Source organism: Citrobacter sp. S-77, from assembly GCF_963864895.1.
Lineage (GTDB): Bacteria > Pseudomonadota > Gammaproteobacteria > Enterobacterales > Enterobacteriaceae > Citrobacter > Citrobacter murliniae.
Window position 1 is genome coordinate 3,959,641 of record NZ_CAWLWU010000002.1, and the last position, 21,619, is coordinate 3,981,259.

At 50.3% G+C, this 21,619-nt stretch carries 21 protein-coding genes; 10 read left to right on the forward strand and 11 right to left on the reverse strand.

All coding sequences use genetic code 11. The features are described 5' to 3' along the window. The first annotated feature begins 98 nt into the window (after positions 1 to 98). Genes xanQ through ghxQ form a run of 3 tightly spaced genes read left to right on the forward strand, consistent with a single transcriptional unit; the run spans position 99 to position 4,236 of the window. The gene (gene xanQ, locus AACS05_RS19345) at positions 99 to 1,499 is read left to right on the forward strand and encodes a xanthine/proton symporter XanQ (protein WP_045447215.1); all 1,401 of its coding nucleotides are present in this window, start codon (positions 99 to 101) and stop codon (positions 1,497 to 1,499) included. A gap of 17 nt (positions 1,500 to 1,516) precedes the next feature. Next, positions 1,517 to 2,833, forward strand: a complete 1,317-nt coding sequence (gene guaD, locus AACS05_RS19350) for a guanine deaminase (protein WP_045447218.1) — start codon at positions 1,517 to 1,519, stop codon at positions 2,831 to 2,833. A 35-nt stretch (positions 2,834 to 2,868) separates the two neighbouring features. Next, positions 2,869 to 4,236, forward strand: coding sequence for a guanine/hypoxanthine transporter GhxQ (ghxQ, locus tag AACS05_RS19355; RefSeq protein WP_045447221.1), 1,368 nt, complete (start codon positions 2,869 to 2,871; stop codon positions 4,234 to 4,236). A 35-nt stretch (positions 4,237 to 4,271) separates the two neighbouring features. On the opposite strand, the gene AACS05_RS19360 is transcribed toward ghxQ, so the two are convergent. Together AACS05_RS19360 and ygfT are read right to left on the reverse strand one after the other, a co-directional pair. After that, positions 4,272 to 4,760 (reverse strand): 4Fe-4S dicluster domain-containing protein, encoded by a 489-nt coding sequence (locus AACS05_RS19360; protein ID WP_045447224.1) that lies wholly within the window; start codon positions 4,758 to 4,760, stop codon positions 4,272 to 4,274. Further along, positions 4,757 to 6,679 carry a formate-dependent uric acid utilization protein YgfT gene (gene ygfT, locus AACS05_RS19365; RefSeq protein WP_045447226.1) on the reverse strand — a complete coding sequence of 641 codons (1,923 nt, stop codon included), beginning with the start codon at positions 6,677 to 6,679 and terminating at the stop codon, positions 4,757 to 4,759. Before ygfT ends, AACS05_RS19360 begins: the two co-directional genes overlap by 4 nt. A gap of 434 nt (positions 6,680 to 7,113) precedes the next feature. Here ygfT and uacT point away from each other — a divergent pair, with 434 nt between their 5' ends. The 3 genes from uacT (at position 7,114) to idi (ending at position 9,360) form a co-directional block, all read left to right on the forward strand. After that, positions 7,114 to 8,562, forward strand: coding sequence for a urate/proton symporter UacT (uacT, locus tag AACS05_RS19370; protein WP_045447229.1), 1,449 nt, complete (start codon positions 7,114 to 7,116; stop codon positions 8,560 to 8,562). A gap of 1 nt (position 8,563) precedes the next feature. Further along, on the forward strand, positions 8,564 to 8,689 hold the full coding sequence (gene yqfG / locus AACS05_RS19375) for a protein YqfG (protein WP_136345252.1): 126 nt from the start codon (positions 8,564 to 8,566) through the stop codon (positions 8,687 to 8,689). Between the two features lie 122 nt (positions 8,690 to 8,811). After that, positions 8,812 to 9,360: an isopentenyl-diphosphate Delta-isomerase gene (gene idi / locus AACS05_RS19380; RefSeq protein ID WP_045447231.1), complete on the forward strand. Its 549-nt coding sequence runs from the start codon at positions 8,812 to 8,814 to the stop codon at positions 9,358 to 9,360. A 43-nt stretch (positions 9,361 to 9,403) separates the two neighbouring features. Here idi and lysS read toward each other — a convergent pair whose 3' ends face one another. The 5 genes from lysS to xerD form a co-directional block, all read right to left on the reverse strand. Next, entirely contained in the window at positions 9,404 to 10,921 is a 1,518-nt protein-coding gene (lysS, locus tag AACS05_RS19385; protein ID WP_045447234.1) for a lysine--tRNA ligase, read from the reverse strand. Positions 10,922 to 10,930: 9 nt separating this feature from the next. Further along, positions 10,931 to 12,029 (reverse strand): peptide chain release factor 2 gene (gene prfB, locus AACS05_RS19390; RefSeq protein ID WP_136345251.1). Its coding sequence is split into 2 segments (ribosomal slippage): positions 10,931 to 11,953 and positions 11,955 to 12,029, totalling 1,098 coding nucleotides; the frame shifts between segments, so codons are not numbered across the junction. Positions 12,030 to 12,119: 90 nt separating this feature from the next. Further along, positions 12,120 to 13,853 carry a single-stranded-DNA-specific exonuclease RecJ gene (recJ, locus tag AACS05_RS19395; protein WP_045447240.1) on the reverse strand — a complete coding sequence of 578 codons (1,734 nt, stop codon included), beginning with the start codon at positions 13,851 to 13,853 and terminating at the stop codon, positions 12,120 to 12,122. A 5-nt stretch (positions 13,854 to 13,858) separates the two neighbouring features. Then, entirely contained in the window at positions 13,859 to 14,572 is a 714-nt protein-coding gene (gene dsbC, locus AACS05_RS19400; RefSeq protein WP_045447244.1) for a bifunctional protein-disulfide isomerase/oxidoreductase DsbC, read from the reverse strand. Positions 14,573 to 14,595: 23 nt separating this feature from the next. Then, the gene (xerD, locus tag AACS05_RS19405) at positions 14,596 to 15,492 is read right to left on the reverse strand and encodes a site-specific tyrosine recombinase XerD (RefSeq protein ID WP_045447247.1); all 897 of its coding nucleotides are present in this window, start codon (positions 15,490 to 15,492) and stop codon (positions 14,596 to 14,598) included. 113 nt (positions 15,493 to 15,605) lie between these two features. On the opposite strand from xerD, the gene fldB reads away from it, so the two are divergent. Further along, the gene (gene fldB, locus AACS05_RS19410; protein ID WP_045447250.1) at positions 15,606 to 16,127 is read left to right on the forward strand and encodes a flavodoxin FldB; all 522 of its coding nucleotides are present in this window, start codon (positions 15,606 to 15,608) and stop codon (positions 16,125 to 16,127) included. Between the two features lie 45 nt (positions 16,128 to 16,172). Here the strand turns inward: fldB and AACS05_RS19415 are convergent, their stop codons facing one another. Together AACS05_RS19415 and sdhE are read right to left on the reverse strand one after the other, a co-directional pair. Beyond that, the gene (locus AACS05_RS19415) at positions 16,173 to 16,580 is read right to left on the reverse strand and encodes a protein YgfX (RefSeq protein ID WP_045447253.1); all 408 of its coding nucleotides are present in this window, start codon (positions 16,578 to 16,580) and stop codon (positions 16,173 to 16,175) included. Next, the gene (gene sdhE, locus AACS05_RS19420; RefSeq protein WP_045447256.1) at positions 16,561 to 16,827 is read right to left on the reverse strand and encodes an FAD assembly factor SdhE; all 267 of its coding nucleotides are present in this window, start codon (positions 16,825 to 16,827) and stop codon (positions 16,561 to 16,563) included. Before sdhE ends, AACS05_RS19415 begins: the two co-directional genes overlap by 20 nt. Positions 16,828 to 17,083: 256 nt before the next feature. On the opposite strand from sdhE, the gene ygfZ reads away from it, so the two are divergent. Continuing rightward, complete coding sequence (gene ygfZ, locus AACS05_RS19425) at positions 17,084 to 18,064, forward strand: tRNA-modifying protein YgfZ (protein ID WP_045447259.1); 981 nt, start codon at positions 17,084 to 17,086, stop codon at positions 18,062 to 18,064. Positions 18,065 to 18,142: 78 nt separating this feature from the next. Here the strand turns inward: ygfZ and trhA are convergent, their stop codons facing one another. After that, positions 18,143 to 18,802, reverse strand: coding sequence for a PAQR family membrane homeostasis protein TrhA (trhA, locus tag AACS05_RS19430; RefSeq protein ID WP_045447262.1), 660 nt, complete (start codon positions 18,800 to 18,802; stop codon positions 18,143 to 18,145). A gap of 163 nt (positions 18,803 to 18,965) precedes the next feature. Beyond that, positions 18,966 to 19,277 carry a N(4)-acetylcytidine aminohydrolase gene (yqfB, locus tag AACS05_RS19435; RefSeq protein ID WP_045447266.1) on the reverse strand — a complete coding sequence of 104 codons (312 nt, stop codon included), beginning with the start codon at positions 19,275 to 19,277 and terminating at the stop codon, positions 18,966 to 18,968. A gap of 51 nt (positions 19,278 to 19,328) precedes the next feature. Here yqfB and AACS05_RS19440 point away from each other — a divergent pair, with 51 nt between their 5' ends. Continuing rightward, the gene (locus tag AACS05_RS19440) at positions 19,329 to 20,057 is read left to right on the forward strand and encodes a MurR/RpiR family transcriptional regulator (protein WP_045449772.1); all 729 of its coding nucleotides are present in this window, start codon (positions 19,329 to 19,331) and stop codon (positions 20,055 to 20,057) included. A 121-nt stretch (positions 20,058 to 20,178) separates the two neighbouring features. Continuing rightward, positions 20,179 to 21,612 (forward strand): 6-phospho-beta-glucosidase BglA, encoded by a 1,434-nt coding sequence (gene bglA, locus AACS05_RS19445; protein ID WP_045447269.1) that lies wholly within the window; start codon positions 20,179 to 20,181, stop codon positions 21,610 to 21,612. Positions 21,613 to 21,619 lie beyond the last annotated feature (7 nt).

Here is a 21,619-nt window from a genome sequence, read left to right on the forward strand (position 1 = left end):
ATGAGATAAGCCGTTCTCAAGGCGTCCTGCGCCCCAAATTCGTGGGAATTTATTTTACTGATTCAGATGATCAAATTTACTTTAAAAGGAGTGAAGGGATGTCTGATATAAACCGTGCAGGCTCCGACCTTATATTTGAACTGGAGGACCGCCCTCCCTTTCATCAGGCAATCATTGGCGCAATTACTCATCTACTGGCAATTTTCGTTCCGATGGTGACACCCGCGCTAATTGTGGGTGCGGCATTACAGCTTTCCGTAGAAACCACTGCCTATCTGGTTTCCATGGCGATGATCGCTTCCGGCATTGGCACCTGGTTACAGGTAAACCGTTATGGCATCGTGGGTTCCGGTTTACTCTCTATTCAGTCAGTCAATTTTTCATTTGTTACGGTCATGATTGCTCTGGGCAGCAGCATGAAAAGCGACGGTTTCCACGAAGAATTAATCATGTCGTCGCTACTTGGCGTCTCCTTCGTGGGCGCATTTCTCGTGGTCGGTGCTTCATTTATTCTCCCTTATTTACGCAGAGTGATTACTCCCACCGTCAGCGGTGTCGTCGTGTTGATGATTGGCTTAAGTCTGATTAAAGTCGGCATCATTGATTTTGGTGGCGGCTTTGCCGCCAAAAGTAGCGGCACGTTCGGCAGTTACGAACATCTTGGCGTCGGATTGCTGGTTCTGATTGTGGTTATCGGTTTTAACTGCTGCCGCAGTCCGCTTCTGCGCATGGGCGGTATCGCCATTGGTTTATGCGTTGGCTATATCGTTTCGTTATGCCTGGGCATGGTTGATTTCAGCAGCATGCGCAATCTGCCGCTCATCACCATCCCACATCCATTCAAATACGGATTTAGTTTCAGCTTTCATCAGTTCCTGGTTGTCGGCACGATTTATCTACTTAGTGTGCTGGAAGCGGTAGGCGATATCACCGCCACAGCGATGGTTTCCCGCCGCCCGATTCAGGGGGAGGAATATCAGTCGCGTCTGAAAGGAGGCGTGCTGGCGGATGGACTAGTCTCTGTCATTGCCTCCGCGGTCGGTTCATTGCCATTAACCACCTTTGCACAGAACAACGGCGTGATTCAGATGACTGGCGTCGCCTCACGTTATATTGGACGGAGCATCGCGATAATGCTGGTGATCCTCGGGTTATTTCCAATGATCGGCGGCTTCTTCACCACTATTCCCTCAGCGGTTCTGGGTGGCGCAATGACGCTGATGTTTTCCATGATTGCAATTGCCGGTATCCGCATCATTATCACCAACGGATTAAAACGACGTGAAACATTGATCGTCGCTACCTCTTTGGGTTTGGGTCTTGGCGTTTCATATGACCCCGAGATTTTTAAAATCTTACCCGCCTCTATTTATGTATTAGTTGAAAATCCTATTTGTGCCGGAGGGTTAACCGCAATTGTTTTAAATATCATTCTCCCAGGAGGCTACCGACAAGAAAACGTTTTGCCAGGTATTCCCTCAGCGGAAGAGATGGATTAACAGTAAAGGAGTTAATGATGTCAGGCGAACACACGTTAAAAGCAGTTCGAGGCAGTTTTATTGATGTCACCCGTACGGTTGATAACCCGGAAGAGATTTCCTCTGCGTTGCGATTTATCGAAGATGGATTGTTACTGATTCGCCAAGGGAAAGTGGCATGGTTTGGCGAGTGGGAAGAGGGAAAATATCAAATCCCTGACTCCATTCGTGTCCGCGACTATCGCGGCAAGCTTGTAGTCCCGGGCTTTGTCGACACGCATATCCATTATCCGCAGAGTGAAATGATCGGCGCCTATGGCGAGCAGTTGCTGGAATGGCTGAACAAACACACCTTCCCCACCGAGCGTCGTTATGAAGATTTAGAATACGCACGCGAAATGTCGGCGTTCTTCATCAAGCAGTTATTACGTAACGGCACTACCACGGCGCTGGTGTTTGGTACTGTTCATTCGCAGTCGGTGGATGCATTGTTTGAAACCGCGAGTCATATCAATATGCGAATGATTGCCGGCAAGGTAATGATGGATCGCAACGCGCCAGATTATCTACTCGACACGGCAGAAAGCAGCTATCAGCAAAGTAAGGAGCTAATCGAACGCTGGCACAAAAATGGCCGCCTGCTGTATGCCATTACGCCACGTTTCGCCCCCACCTCAACGCCCGAACAGATGGCGATGGCACAACGCCTGAAAGAAGAGTATCCCGATACGTGGGTACATACTCATCTGTGTGAAAACAAAGATGAAATTGCCTGGGTGAAATCACTTTATCCTGAACACGATGGCTACCTGGATGTTTATCATCAGTACGGTCTGACAGGTAAAAACTGCGTCTTTGCTCACTGCGTCCATCTGGAAGAAAAAGAGTGGGACCGCCTGAGCGAAACAAAATCCAGTATCGCTTTCTGTCCGACCTCCAATCTTTATCTTGGCAGCGGCTTATTCAATTTACAAAAAGCATGGCAGAAAAAAGTGAAAGTCGGCATGGGAACTGATATTGGCGCAGGAACCACCTTCAACATGCTGCAGACGCTGAACGAAGCGTACAAAGTGTTGCAGTTACAGGGGTATCGCCTCTCAGCTTATGAAGCGTTTTATCTTGCCACCCTGGGCGGTGCGAAATCATTGGGGCTCGACAACCTGATCGGCAACTTTATGCCAGGTAAAGAAGCCGATTTCGTGGTGATGGAACCGACAGCAACGCCGCTTCAGCAACTGCGCTATGACAACTCTGTTTCTTTAGTCGACAAATTGTTCGTGATGATGACGTTGGGCGATGACCGTTCTATCTACCGCACCTACGTTGATGGTCGTCTGGTGTACGAACGCAACTAATAATAAAACCTTAACATCCTCGTGAGGACATCATTATGTCTGGAGACATCCTACAAACACCGGACGCACCAAAGCCCCAAGGCGCGTTGGATAATTATTTTAAAATTACAGCTCGTGGCAGTACCGTTCGTCAGGAAGTGCTGGCGGGTTTGACCACCTTTCTGGCCATGGTTTATTCCGTTATCGTGGTTCCCGGCATGCTAGGAAAAGCGGGGTTTCCTCCTGCGGCAGTTTTTGTCGCCACCTGTCTGGTCGCAGGTTTCGGCTCCCTGTTGATGGGGTTATGGGCTAATTTGCCGATGGCGATTGGCTGCGCCATCTCACTGACCGCATTTACCGCATTTAGCCTGGTGCTCGGGCAACAAATTAGCGTGCCTGTCGCGCTGGGCGCGGTCTTTCTGATGGGCCTCATCTTCACTGCCATCTCCGTAACGGGTATTCGTACCTGGATATTGCGTAATTTACCAATGGGTATTGCACACGGTACAGGTATCGGTATTGGTCTGTTCCTGCTGCTGATTGCCGCCAACGGCGTCGGTATGGTCATCAAAAATCCGATTGAAGGCTTACCTGTGGCGCTTGGTACGTTTACCTCTTTTCCGGTGCTGATGAGTTTGCTGGGATTAGCGGTTATCTTCGGTCTGGAAAAGCGCCGCGTTCCAGGCGGGATCTTGCTGGTCATTATCACCATCTCGATCATTGGCTTAATTTTCGATCCAACGGTGAAATACCACGGTCTGGTAGCCATGCCCAGCCTGACTGGCGAAGATGGAAAATCCCTTATATTCAGCCTTGATATTATCGGTGCGCTTCAGCCAACCGTGCTCCCGAGTGTACTGGCACTGGTGATGACCGCAGTGTTCGATGCCACTGGCACCATCCGTGCGGTCGCTGGTCAGGCGAATCTTCTGGATAAAGACAATCAGATTATTAACGGAGGTAAAGCACTAACCAGCGATTCAGTAAGCTCGATATTTTCAGGCCTGGTAGGCGCAGCCCCTGCAGCTGTCTATATCGAATCTGCGGCTGGGACTGCTGCCGGCGGCAAGACAGGTCTGACAGCGACTGTTGTAGGCTTTCTATTCCTGTTGATTCTGTTCTTATCACCGTTGTCGTTTCTGATCCCCGGTTATGCCACAGCCCCCGCACTGATGTACGTTGGTCTGCTGATGTTAAGTAACGTCTCGAAACTGGACTTCAATGACTTTATTGATGCTATGGCAGGACTGGTTTGCGCGGTATTCATCGTCCTGACCTGCAATATCGTTACCGGTATCATGCTGGGCTTTGTAACGCTGGTGGTGGGCCGCGTCTTTGCGCGCGAATGGCATAAACTGAATATCGGTACTGTTATCATTACCGTCGCCCTGGTCGTGTTTTACGCAGGTGGTTGGGCAATCTAAGAGAAGCTCCGCGCCATACAAGCGCGGGGGTTTTATTAGAGAAGATTCTCGCCGCTGGCAGCAATACGCTGCTGGCGGATCCGCTTAAGTTCTCCCTCCGTCATCAACTGTAACGCCTGTGTCGGGCAGGACTCGACACAGGCAGGCCCTTCAACCCGATGTTCGCAAAGATCGCATTTCACGATCAATGGACGTACATTTCCCGGCAACATCTGAATGGTGATCATGCCAAACGGGCATGCACAGGCACAACTCTGACAACCAATACAACGGTCGGCGTTTGCCTCCACTAGCTGCTCCCCCATGGTTAGCGCCTGTACCGGGCAAGCCCCTACACACGGTGCATTTTCACACTGGTGACACATCACCGGTGCGCTTACGCTATCCAGACGCTGTACCTTTAAGCGCGGTAGAAAAAAACTGGCATTCAACTCCAGTTCTAACGGATGAGCAACCACGCAAGCCACTTCGCAAGTGCGGCAACCAATGCAGTCATTTTGATTGACAATAATTAACGATTTCATTGCGATGCCTTCGTATCAAACATAGCTAACATATCGCGCGCCGCCTGCCTTCCTGCCGCCATTGCGGTGACCACCAGGTCTGCGCCATGAACGGCATCACCACCCGCAAAGACTTTTTTCAGATGCGTTTGGGTAGATAAATGTCCCGCGGCGCCGGCTTTAATCAGGCCATATTTATCGAGTTTAATACCGCTACCTTGCAACCACGGCATCGCATGCGCCTGAAAACCAAATGCCATAATCAGGACATCGGCGGGCAGCTCAAATTCAGAACCAGCCACCGGGCAAGGACGACGTCGACCATCTGGCCCCGGTTCTCCCATTGCGGTGCGGATCAAACCAACCGCAGTTAAGTGCCCGTCATCATCACAGGCGATATATTGCGGCTGAACATTAAACTGGAATTCAACCCCTTCTTCGCGTGCATTGACTACCTCTTTGCGGGAACCAGGCATACTGACTTCATCACGACGATAAGCACAAATCACGCTGGCGGCATTCAGACGAATGGAGGTACGCAGGCAATCCATTGTCGTATCTCCGCCACCCAGCACCACAACCCGTTTACCTGCAACATCCGTCTGCGGATACTCTTCAGATTCAGGCAGCCCCATCAACTGGCGGGTATGCGCAGTAAGGAACGGCAATGCCTGAATCACACCGGGTGCATCTTCATTCGGCAACTCCGCACGCATCATGCCGTAAGTACCAACACCAAGGAAAACGGCATCATATTCCGCCGTTAAATCGCTAAAGGAAATGTCGCGGCCAATTTCACAGTTGAGATGAAAGTCGATCCCCATCGCCGTGAAAATCTCCCGCCGTTGGCTTAATACCGTTTTGTCCAGCTTGAAGGACGGAATACCAAAAGTCAGCATACCGCCGATTTCGGGATGCCGATCAAACACATCCGCATGCACGCCAGCACGCGCAAGAATATCGGCACAGCCCAGCCCTGCGGGCCCTGCGCCAATCACCGCCACTCTTTCCATGCGAGGTATAACCTGGCTGACATCGGGGCGCCAGCCCATCGCCAGCGCGATATCAGTGATGTAACGTTCCAGATTACCGATAGAGACTGCGCCGGTGTGATCTTTCAACGTACATGCCCCTTCACAAAGCCGGTCCTGTGGGCATACCCTGCCACAGATTTCTGGCAAGGAGCTGGTCTGGTGGCAACGTTCTGCCGCTTCGATAATCCGTCCTTGTTGCACCAGTCGAATGTAGTCTGGAATGGCGTTATGCAGCGGACAATGCCAGTTACAGTTAGCTTTTTCGGCGCACCAGACACAGCGGTCACTTTCATAAGCAGCTTGTTGTTGATCCAGCCCACAATAAATTTCGCCAAAGTGCGTTTTCCGCTCGCTCGCTGAAATTTTATCTGCACCTTTGCGCGGATTAACAGGGAGTAACGCCGCGCGGCGGGATGATGGTAGTTCCTCTGCTGCTTTTCCCTCTGCGGTTCTACGCTGACGCCTCATTTTTATCTGCTGTAACCCTTTGCCATCCATCAGCCGTAACGCCTGCGTTGGGCAAACTTCAACACAAGCTTGCGCGCCAGAATCTCGCTGAAAACAAAGGTCGCATTTCAATGCGACCACGTTATTCATCTCAATGACACCAAAGGGGCAAGCGATTGCGCATCTTTTACAACCAATACACTTTTGTTCATCCAGCTGTACGCTATCTGGTTGAAAAGTTAGAGCATTAACGGGACAAGCCGTAACGCAAGGGGCATTATTGCAATGATGGCAAGCAACGGGATTTGCGGCCAGTCCTTTCCCAACAACATGGAGACGAGGTCGAAAATCACTCTGACTCTGTGGCCAGTTTTCATGATTATGCGCCACCGCACAGGCAATTTCGCAGGCATGACAGCCTATACATTCCGCAGCATCAGCAGCGATAAACTTATTCATTCGTATCCCTTTCACTTGATGAGTTTTTGTCTTCTCAAATGTTGCGATGCAATAAACGGGCATATATTAGGTAGCGTATCTGTATTAATTGCAATTTTGGAACTTAGATCAAATTATTGCGCCGCAATCTATGCCGCTTTCATTAATTGATCATCGTAACCAAAAATAGGGACTTCAGGATTAAAAGTAATAAATGCGAGAGCTCGGTATGCCAGAATGATTAAAGAAATATCAATATGAGAAAATTAGAGATAATTTCACTACCCATTTATTTTCTCATCTATTCTGTTTAACTACGATTATGTGATTACCTCCGCATTTCCACCTTATAACCTCGCCTCCTCGCTAAAACTGGCATCCCACGAGCATGTCTTTATTCAGTTTTATGAAGGTAAACGGTTGCTTTTTAATTTGGCGAGCTTAAGGAGAGACGCATGAGCGCCATAGATTCTCAACCTCCCTCATCTTCAGGGCTAGAGCGCCCCACTGATGAAGTTGACCGCATATTATCACCAGGAAAGCTGATCATACTCGGTCTGCAACACGTGCTTGTTATGTATGCAGGTGCGGTCGCTGTACCGCTGATGATTGGCGACAGGCTTGGCCTCTCCAAAGAGGCTATCGCAATGCTCATAAGCTCCGATCTCTTTTGCTGCGGTATCGTCACGTTGTTGCAATGTATCGGCATCGGTCGTTTTATGGGCATTCGCCTGCCCGTCATTATGTCGGTGACCTTCGCTGCCGTGACACCGATGATTGCCATCGGGATGAACCCAGATATTGGTCTGCTGGGGATTTTTGGCGCGACCATCGCAGCGGGTTTTATCACCACATTATTAGCACCGCTCATCGGCCGCTTAATGCCATTGTTCCCACCGCTGGTTACTGGTGTGGTAATTACCTCTATCGGTCTTAGTATCATTCAGGTTGGCATTGACTGGGCCGCAGGCGGTAAAGGTAATCCGCAATATGGTAATCCCGTCTATTTGGGGATCTCCTTCGCCGTTTTAATTTTCATCTTGCTCATCACTCGCTATGCGAAAGGATTTATGTCCAACGTCGCCGTATTACTGGGGATTGTATTTGGTTTTTTCCTGTCGTGGATGATGAACGAAGTTAATCTGTCCGGATTATATGATGCGTCGTGGTTCGCGATTGTCACGCCAATGTCGTTTGGCATACCGGTGTTCGATCCCGTCTCTATTCTGACCATGACCGCTGTGTTAATCATCGTGTTTATTGAGTCTATGGGGATGTTCCTGGCCCTGGGGGAAATCGTCGGTCGAAAACTCTCTTCACAAGATATTATTCGCGGGCTGCGCGTAGATGGCGTCGGGACAATGATTGGAGGTACGTTTAACAGCTTTCCGCATACTTCATTTTCGCAAAACGTCGGTTTGGTCAGCGTAACGCGCGTTCATAGCCGCTGGGTGTGCATTGCTTCTGGCATCATTTTGATGTTATTCGGCATGGTGCCAAAAATGGCGGTGCTGGTGGCTTCTATTCCGCAATTCGTTCTTGGCGGCGCGGGGCTGGTGATGTTCGGCATGGTGCTGGCAACCGGGATTCGTATTCTGTCGCGTTGTAACTACACCACCAACCGTTACAACTTGTATATCGTCGCAATCAGTCTTGGCGTGGGTATGACCCCGACACTTTCTCATGACTTCTTTTCTAAGCTGCCGGCCGTACTGCAGCCCTTACTACATAGCGGCATTATGTTGGCAACCTTTAGCGCCGTTGTACTGAACGTCTTCTTTAATGGCTACCAGCATCATGCCGATCTGGTTAAGGAATCTGTTACTGATAAAAATTTGAAAGTCAGAACAGTCCGTATGTGGCTTCTGATGCGCAAGCTAAAGAAAAATGAGCATGGAGAATGATATGAATCTTTTAATACGCGCAATATTCAGTCTGCTGTTGCTCTTTCTGATTTCTATTCCTGTCATTTCTGACTGCGTTGCAATGGCCATTGAAAGCCGTTTCAAATATATGATGCTGCTTTTTTAATTACCTTTCCCTGTCGGCATCCGCATTGCTACCGTCGGATGCCGATAAACACTCACATGGTTAATCATTTCACTCTTCTGTTATCTATAATGACGAGTGACTAGAATTAAATGTGAGAAATCATGCAAACGGAACATGTCATTTTGCTGAATGTAAAGGGAATTCCCTCGGGTACGCTGGAAAAATATACCGCGCACACGGCTGATACCCCATTACATCTGGCATTTTCATGCTGGCTTTTTAACCGTGAAGGCCAACTATTAGTAACCCGCCGCGCATTGAGTAAAAAAGCGTGGCCCGGCGTGTGGACCAACTCGGTTTGTGGTCACCCACAGCAGGGAGAAAGTAATGAGGAGGCGGTGATCCGTCGTTGTCGCTTTGAGCTGGGTGTGGAAATAACGCCTCCCGTGTCGATCTATCCTGATTTCCATTACCGCGCCACCGACCCGAATGGCATCGTCGAAAACGAAGTGTGCCCGGTTTTTGCCGCACGAATTACCAGTGAATTGCTGCCAAACAGTGATGAAGTGATGGATTATCAATGGTGCAATTTATCGCGTGTTTTGCGTGGAATTGATGCTACGCCATGGGCGTTCAGTCCGTGGATGGTAATGCAGGCGACGAATAGCGAAGCGAGAAATATGTTGTCTTCTTTCGCGCAGCAAAAGTAAAAAACCCCGACAAATGCCGGGGTTGCGTGCTTTCGCGTAATGCTTATTTTACCGGACGCATAGCCGGGAACAGGATCACGTCGCGAATGGTGTGGCTGTTAGTAAACAGCATAACCATACGGTCAATACCAATACCCAGGCCAGCTGTCGGCGGCAGACCGTGTTCCAGAGCGGTTACGTAGTCTTCATCGTAGAACATCGCTTCGTCATCACCAGCATCTTTGGCGTTAACCTGATCCTGGAAACGCTGCGCCTGATCTTCTGCATCATTCAGCTCGCTGAAGCCGTTACCGATTTCACGTCCACCAATGAAGAATTCGAAGCGGTCAGTGATTTCCGGGTTTTCGTCGTTACGACGCGCCAGCGGAGACACTTCTGCCGGATACTCAGTAATGAAGGTCGGTTGAATCAGATGCGCTTCCGCAACTTCTTCAAAGATCTCAGTTACGATACGACCCAGGCCCCAGCTCTTCTCAACCTTGATACCGATAGATTCAGCAATAGCTTTAGCTGAGTCGAAGTTGTCCAGATCCGCCATATTGGTTTCCGGGCGGTATTTCTGAATCGCTTCGCGCATGGTCAGTTTTTCGAATGGTTTACCAAAGTCGAAAACTTCATCGCCGTAAGGCACTTCAGTCGTACCCAGAACGTCCTGTGCCAGCGTACGGAACAGAGATTCGGTCAGTTCGATCAGATCTTTATAGTCCGCATAAGCCATGTAGAGTTCCATCATGGTGAACTCTGGGTTATGGCGAACGGAGATCCCTTCGTTACGGAAGTTACGGTTAATTTCGAACACACGCTCAAAGCCGCCAACCACCAGACGCTTGAGGTACAGTTCCGGCGCAATACGCAGGTACATGTCCAGATCAAGCGCATTATGATGGGTGATGAACGGACGCGCTGCGGCACCGCCTGGGATCACCTGCATCATCGGAGTTTCAACTTCCATAAAGCCGCGACCAACCATGAACTGACGAATGCCCGCCATGATCTGTGAACGCACTTTAAAAGTATTGCGGGATTCATCGTTGGAGATGAGATCCAGGTAACGCTGACGATAACGCGCTTCCTGATCCTGCAAGCCGTGGAATTTATCCGGCAGCGGACGCAGAGCTTTGGTCAGCAAACGCAGTTCGGTGCAATGAATAGACAGTTCACCAGTTTTAGTCTTGAACAACTTACCTTTAGCACCGAGGATGTCGCCCAGATCCCACTTTTTGAACTGCTCATTGTAGACGCCTTCCGGAAGATCGTCGCGTGCAACGTACAGCTGAATACGCCCACCAACGTCCTGCAGCGTAACAAAGGATGCTTTACCCATAATGCGGCGGGTCATCATACGACCAGCAACAGATACCTCGATGTTCAGCGCTTCCAGCTCTTCGTTTTCTTTCGCGTCGAAGTCAGCGTGCAGTTGGTCTGAGGTATGATCGCGACGGAAATCGTTCGGGAACGGGATCCCCTGCTCGCGCAGGTTGGCCAGCTTCTCACGGCGCGTTTTCAGTTCATTGTTAAGGTCGGCTACCGCGTCAGCGCCCTGTGCGTGTTGTTCAGACATTTTGGTTCCTCATAACCCTGCTTTCAAACTTGCTTCGATAAATTGATCCAGGCTGCCATCCAGCACCGCCTGCGTGTTGCGGGTTTCAACCCCGGTACGCAGGTCTTTGATGCGGGAGTCATCAAGGACATAAGAACGAATCTGGCTACCCCAGCCGATATCGGACTTGGTGTCTTCCATCGCCTGTTTCTCGGCATTCTTCTTCTGCATTTCCAGTTCATAAAGCTTTGCTTTCATTTGCTTCATGGCCTGGTCTTTGTTCTTGTGCTGGGAACGGTCGTTCTGGCACTGCGTCACTATCCCGGTAGGGATGTGGGTGATACGCACCGCAGATTCCGTACGGTTAACGTGCTGACCGCCCGCCCCGGAGGCACGATACACGTCAATACGCAGATCCGCCGGATTGATGTCGATATCGATATCATCGTCGACTTCCGGATATACAAATGCAGAGCTGAACGACGTATGGCGGCGACCGCCGGAATCGAACGGACTTTTACGTACCAGACGATGCACACCGGTTTCAGTACGCAGCCAGCCGTAAGCGTAATCGCCAGCAATTCTGATGGTCACGGATTTAATACCCGCCACTTCACCTTCAGATTCTTCAATAATTTCTGTTTTAAAGCCGCGTGCTTCAGCCCAACGCAGATACATACGCATCAGCATGCTTGCCCAGTCCTGGGCTTCAGTACCACCAGAGCCAGCCTGAATATCGAGATAGCAGTCGGCACTGTCGTATTCGCCGGAGAACATGCGGCGGAATTCCAGCTGCGCCAGTTTATCTTCCAGCGTATCGAGTTCAGCAACGGCTTCGTTAAAGGTTTCTTCGTCGTCGGCTTCTACAGCCAGCTCCAGCAGGCCGGAAACATCTTCCAGGCCCTGGCTCATCTGGTCGAGCGTGTCGACAATGGCCTCAAGGGAGGAACGTTCTTTGCCCAGCGCCTGAGCGCGATCTGGTTCATTCCAGACGTCTGGCTGTTCCAGCTCGGCGTTTACTTCTTCCAGACGCTCTTTCTTGGCATCATAGTCAAAGATACCCCCTAAGAACGTCAGAGCGCTCCGTAAGGTCCTGAATGCGGTTATTTACCGGATTAATTTCAAACATGGTCTGATTTCTTTTATTGGACTAGTCAAAATGCGGTGATAAGAGCGGGATTGTACCCAATCCACGCTCTTTTTTATAGAGAAGATGACGCTAAATTGGCCAGATATTATCGATGATGATTTGCAGGCTTCGGTTACCGCGAAACTCGTTGATATCCAGCTTATAGGCAAGCGTAACTTCACGAACGCCGTTGTCCGGCCAGCAACTGGTATCAACATTAAACGCAATACCGTCGAGCAGTGGCCCTCCGTCAACGGGTTCCACCATCACCTTCAAATGACGCTCGCCGACCAGGCGTTGCTGAAGCAAGCGAAAACGCCCGTCAAACAGCGGCTCCGGGAACATTTGTCCCCACGGTCCGGCATCACGCAACATTTGCGCGACCTCCATGGTCATTTCCGCTGCACTCAACGGGCCATCCGACACGACTTCCCCCTGCAGTAAAGCTGGGTCGAGCCATTCAGTCACCAGCTCACCAAAGCGCTGCTGGAATCGTTCAAACTGTGCTTCCTCCAGCGATAAACCAGCCGCCATAGCGTGGCCGCCAAACTTAAGGATCATGCCCGGATAGAGAGTATCCAGCCGCTCCAGCGCATCACGCATGTGCAGTCCCTGAATTGACCGACCAGAACCTTTAAGTGTGCCGTCACCGGCAGGTGCAAAGGCGATTACAGGACGATGAAAACGCTCTTTTATGCGCGACGCCAGAATCCCTACCACACCCTGATGCCACTCAGGATGATACATTGCCAATCCACCGGGCAACGCCTCACGACTACGCTCAAGCTTCTCGCACAACGTCAGCGCTTCCGTCTGCATACCCTGCTCAATTTCTTTGCGCGTCTGGTTGAGTGCATCCAGTTCATTGGCAAGCACTCGCGCCTCGCCAATGTTATCGCACAGCAATAGTGCAACACCGACGGACATATCATCCAACCGACCAGCCGCATTCAGGCGTGGACCCAGCGCAAAACCTAAATCGCTGGCGGCCAGCTTTTGCGGATCGCGGTTCGAAATCTCAAGCAGCGCCTTAATACCAGGACGACATTTTCCTGCGCGAATACGGCTTAACCCTTGCCACGTCAGGATGCGGTTATTCGCGTCCAACGGCACAACGTCGGCAACCGTGCCTAATGCCACCAGATCAAGCAAATCCGCCAGGTTTGGTGGTGCGATACCGCGTTCATCAAACCAACCTTTATCACGCAGGAAGGTGCGCAGTGCCAGCATCAGGTAAAAGGCAACTCCAACACCCGCCAGCGATTTCGACGGGAATTCACAGTCGTGCAAGTTAGGGTTGATGATGGCTTCTGCATCCGGCAGGGTATCCCCAGGCAGGTGGTGATCGGTCACCACCACCGGTATCTTCAACGTTCTGGCATGTTCAACACCAGCGTGGGAGGAGATGCCATTGTCGACAGTCACAATCAGTTGGGCGCCCCGGGCATGAGCCTGATCCACCACTTCCGGGCTTAAACCATAACCGTCTTCAAAGCGGTTGGGCACCAGGTAGTCAATGTTGCTACAGCCTAATGCACGCATAGCCAGGATGCTCAGCGCCGTACTGGTCGCGCCATCAGCGTCGAAATCCCCCACTACAATAATGCGAGTTCCCTCGCGAAATGCGTTATAGAGGATCTCAACCGCTTTTTCGACGCCGTTCAAATGCTGCCACGGCAACATCCCTTTCACGCTACGCTCAAGCTCCTGGGCACTGCATACACCACGACTGGCGTACAAACGACGTAGCAAAGGCGGTAATTCTGCAGGCAGTTCGGCTGTCTCGTCGGCTTCACGTCGACGAAGTTGTATCTGTTGTTTCACGCGAATTATTTACCGCTGGTCTGTTTTTGGTGCGCATCCAGGAACGCTTTCATCTCTTTTGGTCCCTGGTAGCCTGGAACAACATAGCCGTTGCTCAGGACAATCGCCGGAGTTCCACTCACGCCAAACTGCACGCCCAGCGCGTAATGGTTAGCAATATCCACATCGCAGGTCGCCGGTTTCACACTCTTGCCTGCCATAGCATCATCAAAGGCTTTGTTTTTGTCTTGCGCGCACCAGATAGACTTCATGTCCTGCTCGGCCTGGCTTTCCAGTCCCTGACGCGGGAAGGCCAGATAGCGCACGGTGATCCCCAGCGCATTGTAGTCTTTCATCTCTTCATGCAGCTTGTGGCAGTAGCCGCAGGTGATGTCGGTGAAAATGGTGATAACGTGTTTTTCCTGCGGCGCTTTATAGACGATCATCTCTTTTTCCAGCGCGTTCAGATGTTTCATCAGCAGCTGATTGGTGACGTTCACCGGACTTGCGCCACTTACGTCGTACATCGGTCCCTGAATAATATGCTTACCGTCTTCAGTGACGTACAGCACACCACTGTTGGTCAGTACGGTTTTCATTCCCGCAACTGGGGCGGGCTGAATTTCGGTGCTTTGTACGCCCAGCTTAGTTAATGACTGGCGAATCGCCGCATCGTCTGCATGCACCATGCCTGAAAACGCCGTAGCCAGCAGGGTGAGCATCATAAAACGTTTTTTCATAACCTATCCTTTCCTGTCAGCACTCACGCTCGCGGGTGATGCTGTTGATGTAATTGACGCAAGCGCTCCGTTGCGACATGAGTATAAATCTGTGTGGTTGAGAGATCGCTATGCCCAAGCAGCATCTGCACCACGCGCAAGTCAGCGCCATGGTTGAGCAAATGCGTAGCAAAAGCATGCCGCAACACATGTGGTGACAGCTTTTCGCTGTCTATCCCCGCTAACACAGCATAGTGTTTAATACGATGCCAAAAGGTCTGACGGGTCATTTGTTGTGCACGCTGGCTGGGAAATAACACGTCAATCGAGACGCCATTCAGCAACCACGGACGACCATGTTCCAGATAAGTTTCCAGCCAGTACACAGCCTCTTCACCCAGTGGTACGAGCCGCTCTTTGTTACCTTTACCGATCACGCGCACCACGCCCTGACGTAAGCTAACATCACTCATTGTCAGCCCCACCAGTTCTGAAACGCGCAAACCCGTCGCATACAATACTTCCAGCATGGCTTTATCACGTAGCTCCAGCGGCTGTTCAATCAGCGGAGCCTGCAACAACCGTTCTACCTGTGCTTCACTGAGATCTTTCGGCAGACGCTGCGGCAGTTTAGGTGAGGCGAGCGAGGCGCTGGGATCATCGTCGCGAAATTTTTCGCGGTACAAATGCTGAAAAAAACGCCGCATTGCACTCAATAATCGCGCGGAACTGGTGGCTTTATACCCGCCATCCATCCGCTCGGCCAGCAGTGCCTGCAGGTCATCACTTTGCGCTGTCGCCAACGATACACCACGATGGTGTAGCCATTCGACAAGCATGGTCAGATCGCGACGATACGCACTTAACGTATTCTCCGCCAGATTTCGTTCCAGCCACAGGGCATCAAGAAATTGCTCGATGCGCGCCAGATCCTGTTCCACTCGCGCCCCTTATATCATTCTCACTTTTGATGCATTATGCCTCATTGTGCCGCGATTGCGGCGATTCTGATACACTACCCGCAACGCTACAGCAGAATTGAGATGTTTACGTAATGAACATGGGTCTTTTTTACGGTTCCAGCACGTGCTACACCGAAATGGCAGCAGAAAAAATCCGCGATATCCTTGGTCCCGAGCTGGTGACATTACACAACCTCAAGGATGATTCCCCGACCTTAATGGAGCAGTACGACGTGCTCATTTTGGGTATCCCAACCTGGGATTTCGGTGAAATTCAGGAGGACTGGGAAGCGGTCTGGGATCAGTTGGATAACCTCAACCTGGAAGGCAAAATTGTCGCGCTTTACGGCATGGGAGATCAACTGGGGTACGGCGAATGGTTCCTGGATGCGCTGGGTATGCTGCATGATAAACTCGTCACCAAAGGCGTAAAGTTTGTCGGCTACTGGCCAACAGAGGGCTATGAATTCACCAGCGATAAACCCGTCATTGCCGATGGGCAGTTGTTTGTTGGTTTAGCGTTGGATGAAACCAACCAGTACGATCTCAGCGATGAACGTATCCAGGCCTGGTGTGAACAAATTCTCGGAGAAATGGCCGAGCACTGGTCCTGAGTTGCTTCTGACTGACGGTTAAGGTCTGTAGCCTTACCGTCAGTGTTATTTCTGCGGCGCCTGTTGCAACATTAACCGCCGTAAATCCCGCCACTCAGCGTCATCCATACTGTCCGCCGCCAGCCACAGATGCTGACGTTTTCCGGCCTCTGAACGCAATCGCAACATCATGCCTGTTTTAATCATCCAGGGTGCGCTGACAATAGTCCACTCTTGCCCTTGCCAGCGTAGACGACCATCCATCAAGAGTCTGATCTCTCCCTGACAGGCGTTAATACGACGCTGGCTGCGCACGCTGTCGAACACTACAAGAGAGAGCAACACCAGCCATAATGGGGTGTAGCTCAATGGCCAGGGCATCAATAAAATAAGCACCGCGACCAGCCCGTGAATAAGTAACGAAAGCCACTGTGCGCGCCATGAAACGCGTAAATCAGATTGCCACTGGACCACGTTCCCGATTCCGTGTCTGGATGAGCCGTACCATCTGCTCCAGCTGTGGATCAGCCGGTTTCCCATGATTCATCAACCAATTAAATAAATCCGGGTCATCACATTCCAGCAGACGGATAAAGATCCGTTTTTCGTCGTCACTCAAGTTGTCATACTCGTGTTCGAAAAACGGCATAATTGAAATGTCCAACTCACGCATGCCGCGACGGCATGCCCAATGAATACGTGCTTTGTTGTTAATATCCATGTTCTTCTCTCTGTCTCACGAAAACGAAGTACTCGGCTATTGTAACGTGTTTTTCACGCTCTTTTGCGGGAATATCAGTAATCGGAAGCACGAACGCAAAATAAAACCACATTAAGTTAAAGGGTTCACCATTTTTGGATGTCTCTTCGCAAAGCTTAATATATGGCACAAATAGGGTGTTTAAACCGCTTGCAATGGGCTATAGCTCTTTTACCATTAGTCATTATTACTGCGTTAAGCAAATCAGGACATTATTATGGCTTTTACATCTTTTCCTCCTCGCCAGCCTTGTGCGTCAACTCGTTTGCCTCTGACGCTGATGACGCTTGATGACTGGGCTCTCGCCACCATTACGGGTGCCGACAGTGAGAAGTATATTCAGGGTCAAGTCACTGCGGATGTCAGTCAGTTGACCGAGCACCAGCATGTGCTGGCAGCTCATTGTGATGCCAAAGGCAAAATGTGGAGCAACCTACGTTTGTTCCGTCACGGTGACGGATTTGCGTGGCTTGAACGCCGCAGTCTGCGCGACACTCAGCTTACTGAGCTGAAAAAATACGCCGTTTTCTCCAAAGTGGTGATTGCCCCTGACGACGAGCGCGTTCTGCTGGGCGTCGCTGGGTTCCAGGCACGTGCAGCGCTGACCGGCCTCTTTAATGAACTACCGGGCAGCGATAAACAGGTAATTACCGAAGGCACATCCACGGTATTATGGTTCGAACATCCAGCCGAACGTTTCCTGCTGATCGTCGATGTCGCAACGGCAGAAATGCTCGTCGAGAAACTTCGCGGCGAAGCAGAGTTAAATAACAGTCAACAGTGGCTGGCGCTGGATATCGAAGCAGGAATTGCGGTGATTGATTCCGTCAACAGCGGGCAGTTTATTCCGCAGGCTACTAATCTACAGGCTCTGGGTGGGATCAGCTTTAAAAAAGGCTGTTATACCGGCCAGGAGATGGTCGCCCGTGCTAAATTCCGCGGCGCCAACAAACGTGCGCTTTGGTCGCTGGCAGGCGCCGCCAGTCGGGTGCCGGAAGCCGGTGAAGACCTGGAACTAAAAATGGGTGAAAACTGGCGCCGTACGGGTACCGTTCTCGCTGCGGTGCAACTGGCAGATGGTCAGTTGTTGGTACAGGTTGTGATGAATAACGACATGGAAGCCGACAGCGTGTTCCGCGTTCGTGACGACGCCAAAACATTGCATATTGTACCGCTGCCGTATTCGCTGGAAGAATAAAAGAATAATGCCTGCTGGCACGCAGACTTATGGCCTACTATCCCGTAGGCCAGATGTGGCGTTAGCGGCCATCCGGCATTAAGCCTGCCCCACGTACAAGTAAATTGCCAGGAAGTGGCAAACGCTGCCCCCCAGCACAAACCCGTGCCAGATAGCATGGTTGTATGGGATACGTTTGCAGACGTAGAAAATGACGCCCAACGAATAAATCACGCCGCCTACCGCCAACAACGTCACGCCGCCTACCGCCAGTTTTATCGCCAGTTGATATACCACAATCAGTGATAGCCAGCCCATTGTCAGGTAGGTCACCAGCGACAGGATCTTAAACCGGTGGGCGATGGTCAGTTTGAACAAAATACCGAGCAGAGCAAGGCTCCAGATAACAACCATCAGCCCTCGCGCCAGCGGTGAATCCAGGCCCACCAGCAGAAATGGCGTATAGGTCCCGGCGATCAGCAGATAAATAGCGCAGTGGTCGAATTTTTTCAGCCAGACCTTCGCTCTCTGATGCGGAACCGCGTGATACAAGGTTGAGGCGAGGAACAGCAGGATCATACTGCCGCCATACAGGCTATAGCTGGTAATGGCCATAGCGCTGGCATTGGTATCCACCGCCTGAACCAGCAACAGCACCAGTCCAACGATCCCAAACACCAGCCCGATACCGTGACTGATACTGTTGGCTATTTCCTCAGCCAGCGAATATCCCTGCGCGATTAATGGTTTCTGAACCATAAGTTACTCCGGAGAAACGAACACTTTCGTGATTGCGCCTCTAGCGTAACTGAGAATGGTTCCAGTGAACACCTGTTAGCTAAAATATTTACCAGATAATAAATAATTAATATAAATCATATAATTAGTTTTTATTTTTCAGCTAACAGCCGTACCAAAACACTCAAAGACATTTAAAATCAATCACATAAAATTGCGTTTGATGCGGATAGATCTCTGCAATCACGCGCTTAAGCTCATCAAGCGTCATATTTTCCTGCCGGGCATGTTTTTCCGTCAGCGTATCAAGTGTGATAGTCGATGTACCGACAACTTCGATAGTGCAGAAATAGCCGTCATCTTCGAAGCGCCCAACTCGCAGGATGTCGCCCGTTTTGAAATGTGATTCGGACTCATCGCGTATAGTGATTGTTTTGCGTCCGGCCAGAATGTCATCCTGGAAACGCTGAAAAAAAGTGATGTCATTTGGCTGCATGTTATTATCCCTGTAAATGAAGTCTGATGAGTGAGTTTTGCCATTGTGAGTATGTTCTCCCACGCCGCCATCGCCAGTCTCAACAATCTTGAGATGCTGGTCTACAACTATGTCATCAAGAACCGTGACAAAGTCATGTACATGACCATCCGCGAACTGGCCGACGCTGCTGGAGTCTCCACCACCACCGTACTGCGCTTTTGTCGTAAACTGAAGTGTGAAGGTTACTCGGAGTTCCGCGTACGCTTTAAATTATATTTAGAACAGAATGAACCACAACAGAGTAATTTTGGTGCCAGCGAAATTATCAGCTTCTTTAAAGGCGTGAATAACGACGAGTTTGATAATCTACTCAATCAAGCTGTCGATATTATATTATCTTCCGAACGTATTATATTTGTTGGCGCAGGTACCTCAGGAGCCTTAGCAAAATATGGTGCACGTTTTTTCTCTAATGTAGGAAAATTCAGCAACCATATTGATGATCCTTATTTCCCGGTTACCAATGATATGGCCCGAAACGCACTGGCAATCGTCCTTTCCGTTTCCGGTGAAACAGAAGAGATCCTGCGTTTCGCCAGCCAGTTCAGCCTGCACAACTGTAAAGTGCTCTCTGTCACCAGCCATGAACACTCACGACTGGCGAAGCTGGCTGACTTTAATCTTTCCTGGCACGTCCCGCAGACCCGAATTGCGGGCGTATATGATATTACTACACAAATCCCCGTCATTTATATTCTGGAATCACTCGGACGAAAACTGGCGAAAAAATTAGTGTAAAAAAAACAATCTGTTTTTTTGATGTAACAAATCACATTGGCGCTATTTTGTTATATCGTGACATTTATCTTTCCTTTGTTAGACTCAAAATCAGATTGTATTAATTTGAGACTGAGCGCAGATGAAAAAACTTACCTTACCGAAAGATTTTTTATGGGGCGGCGCGGTTGCGGCGCATCAGGTTGAAGGCGGCTGGAACAAAGGCGGCAAAGGGCCCAGCATTTGTGACGTACTCACCGGCGGTGCCCACGGCGTTCCGCGCGAAATCACCCAGGACGTTGTACCAGGCAAATACTATCCGAATCATGATGCGGTCGATTTTTACGGTCACTACAAAGAAGACATTAAGCTGTTTGCCGAAATGGGCTTCAAATGCTTTCGTACATCCATCGCCTGGACCCGTATATTCCCGAAAGGCGACGAAACCCAACCGAACGAAGAAGGACTGAAGTTCTACGACGACATGTTCGATGAACTGCTTAAGTACAATATCGAGCCAGTCATTACCCTCTCCCACTTCGAAATGCCTCTACATCTGGTACAGCAATACGGTAGCTGGACCAACCGCAAAGTTGTCGATTTCTTTGTTCGGTTTGCTGAAGTCGTCTTTGAACGCTATAAGCATAAAGTCAAATACTGGATGACCTTCAATGAGATAAACAACCAGCGTAACTGGCGCGCTCCATTGTTCGGCTATTGCTGCTCAGGCGTGGTGTACACCGAGCATGAAAATCCGGAAGAAACCATGTACCAGGTACTGCATCACCAGTTTATTGCCAGTGCACTGGCGGTGAAAGCAGCGCGTCGCATCAATCCACAAATGAAAGTCGGTTGTATGCTGGCGATGGTCCCACTGTATCCTTTCTCCTGTAAGCCGGAAGATGTGATGTTCGCGCAGGAATCAATGCGTGAACGCTATGTCTTTACTGATGTTCAACTTCGCGGCTATTACCCGTCCTATGTGCTTAACGAATGGGAACGTCGTGAATTCACCATCAGAATGGAAGATGGAGATGAGCAGATCCTGCGTGAAGGCACCTGCGATTATCTTGGCTTCAGCTACTACATGACCAACGCCGTGAAAGCGGAAGGCGGCAGCGGAGATGCGATTTCCGGTTTCGAAGGCAGCGTGCCTAACCCACACGTCAAAGCCTCCGACTGGGGCTGGCAGATTGATCCAGTAGGTCTGCGCTATGCTTTATGCGAATTATATGAGCGCTATCAAAAACCCCTGTTTATCGTAGAAAATGGCTTTGGCGCATACGACAAAGTAGAAGAAGACGGCAGCATTAACGACGATTACCGTATCGACTACCTACGAGCCCACGTTGAAGAGATGATGAAAGCCGTTACGTATGATGGCGTGGATCTGATGGGATACACGCCGTGGGGCTGCATCGACTGCGTCTCTTTCACTACCGGCCAATACAGCAAACGCTATGGCTTTATCTACGTGAACAAGCACGATGACGGTACCGGCGACATGTCGCGTTCGCGCAAGAAGAGTTTTAACTGGTACAAAGAAGTAATTGCCAACAACGGTGAGAAGCTTTAACCACACA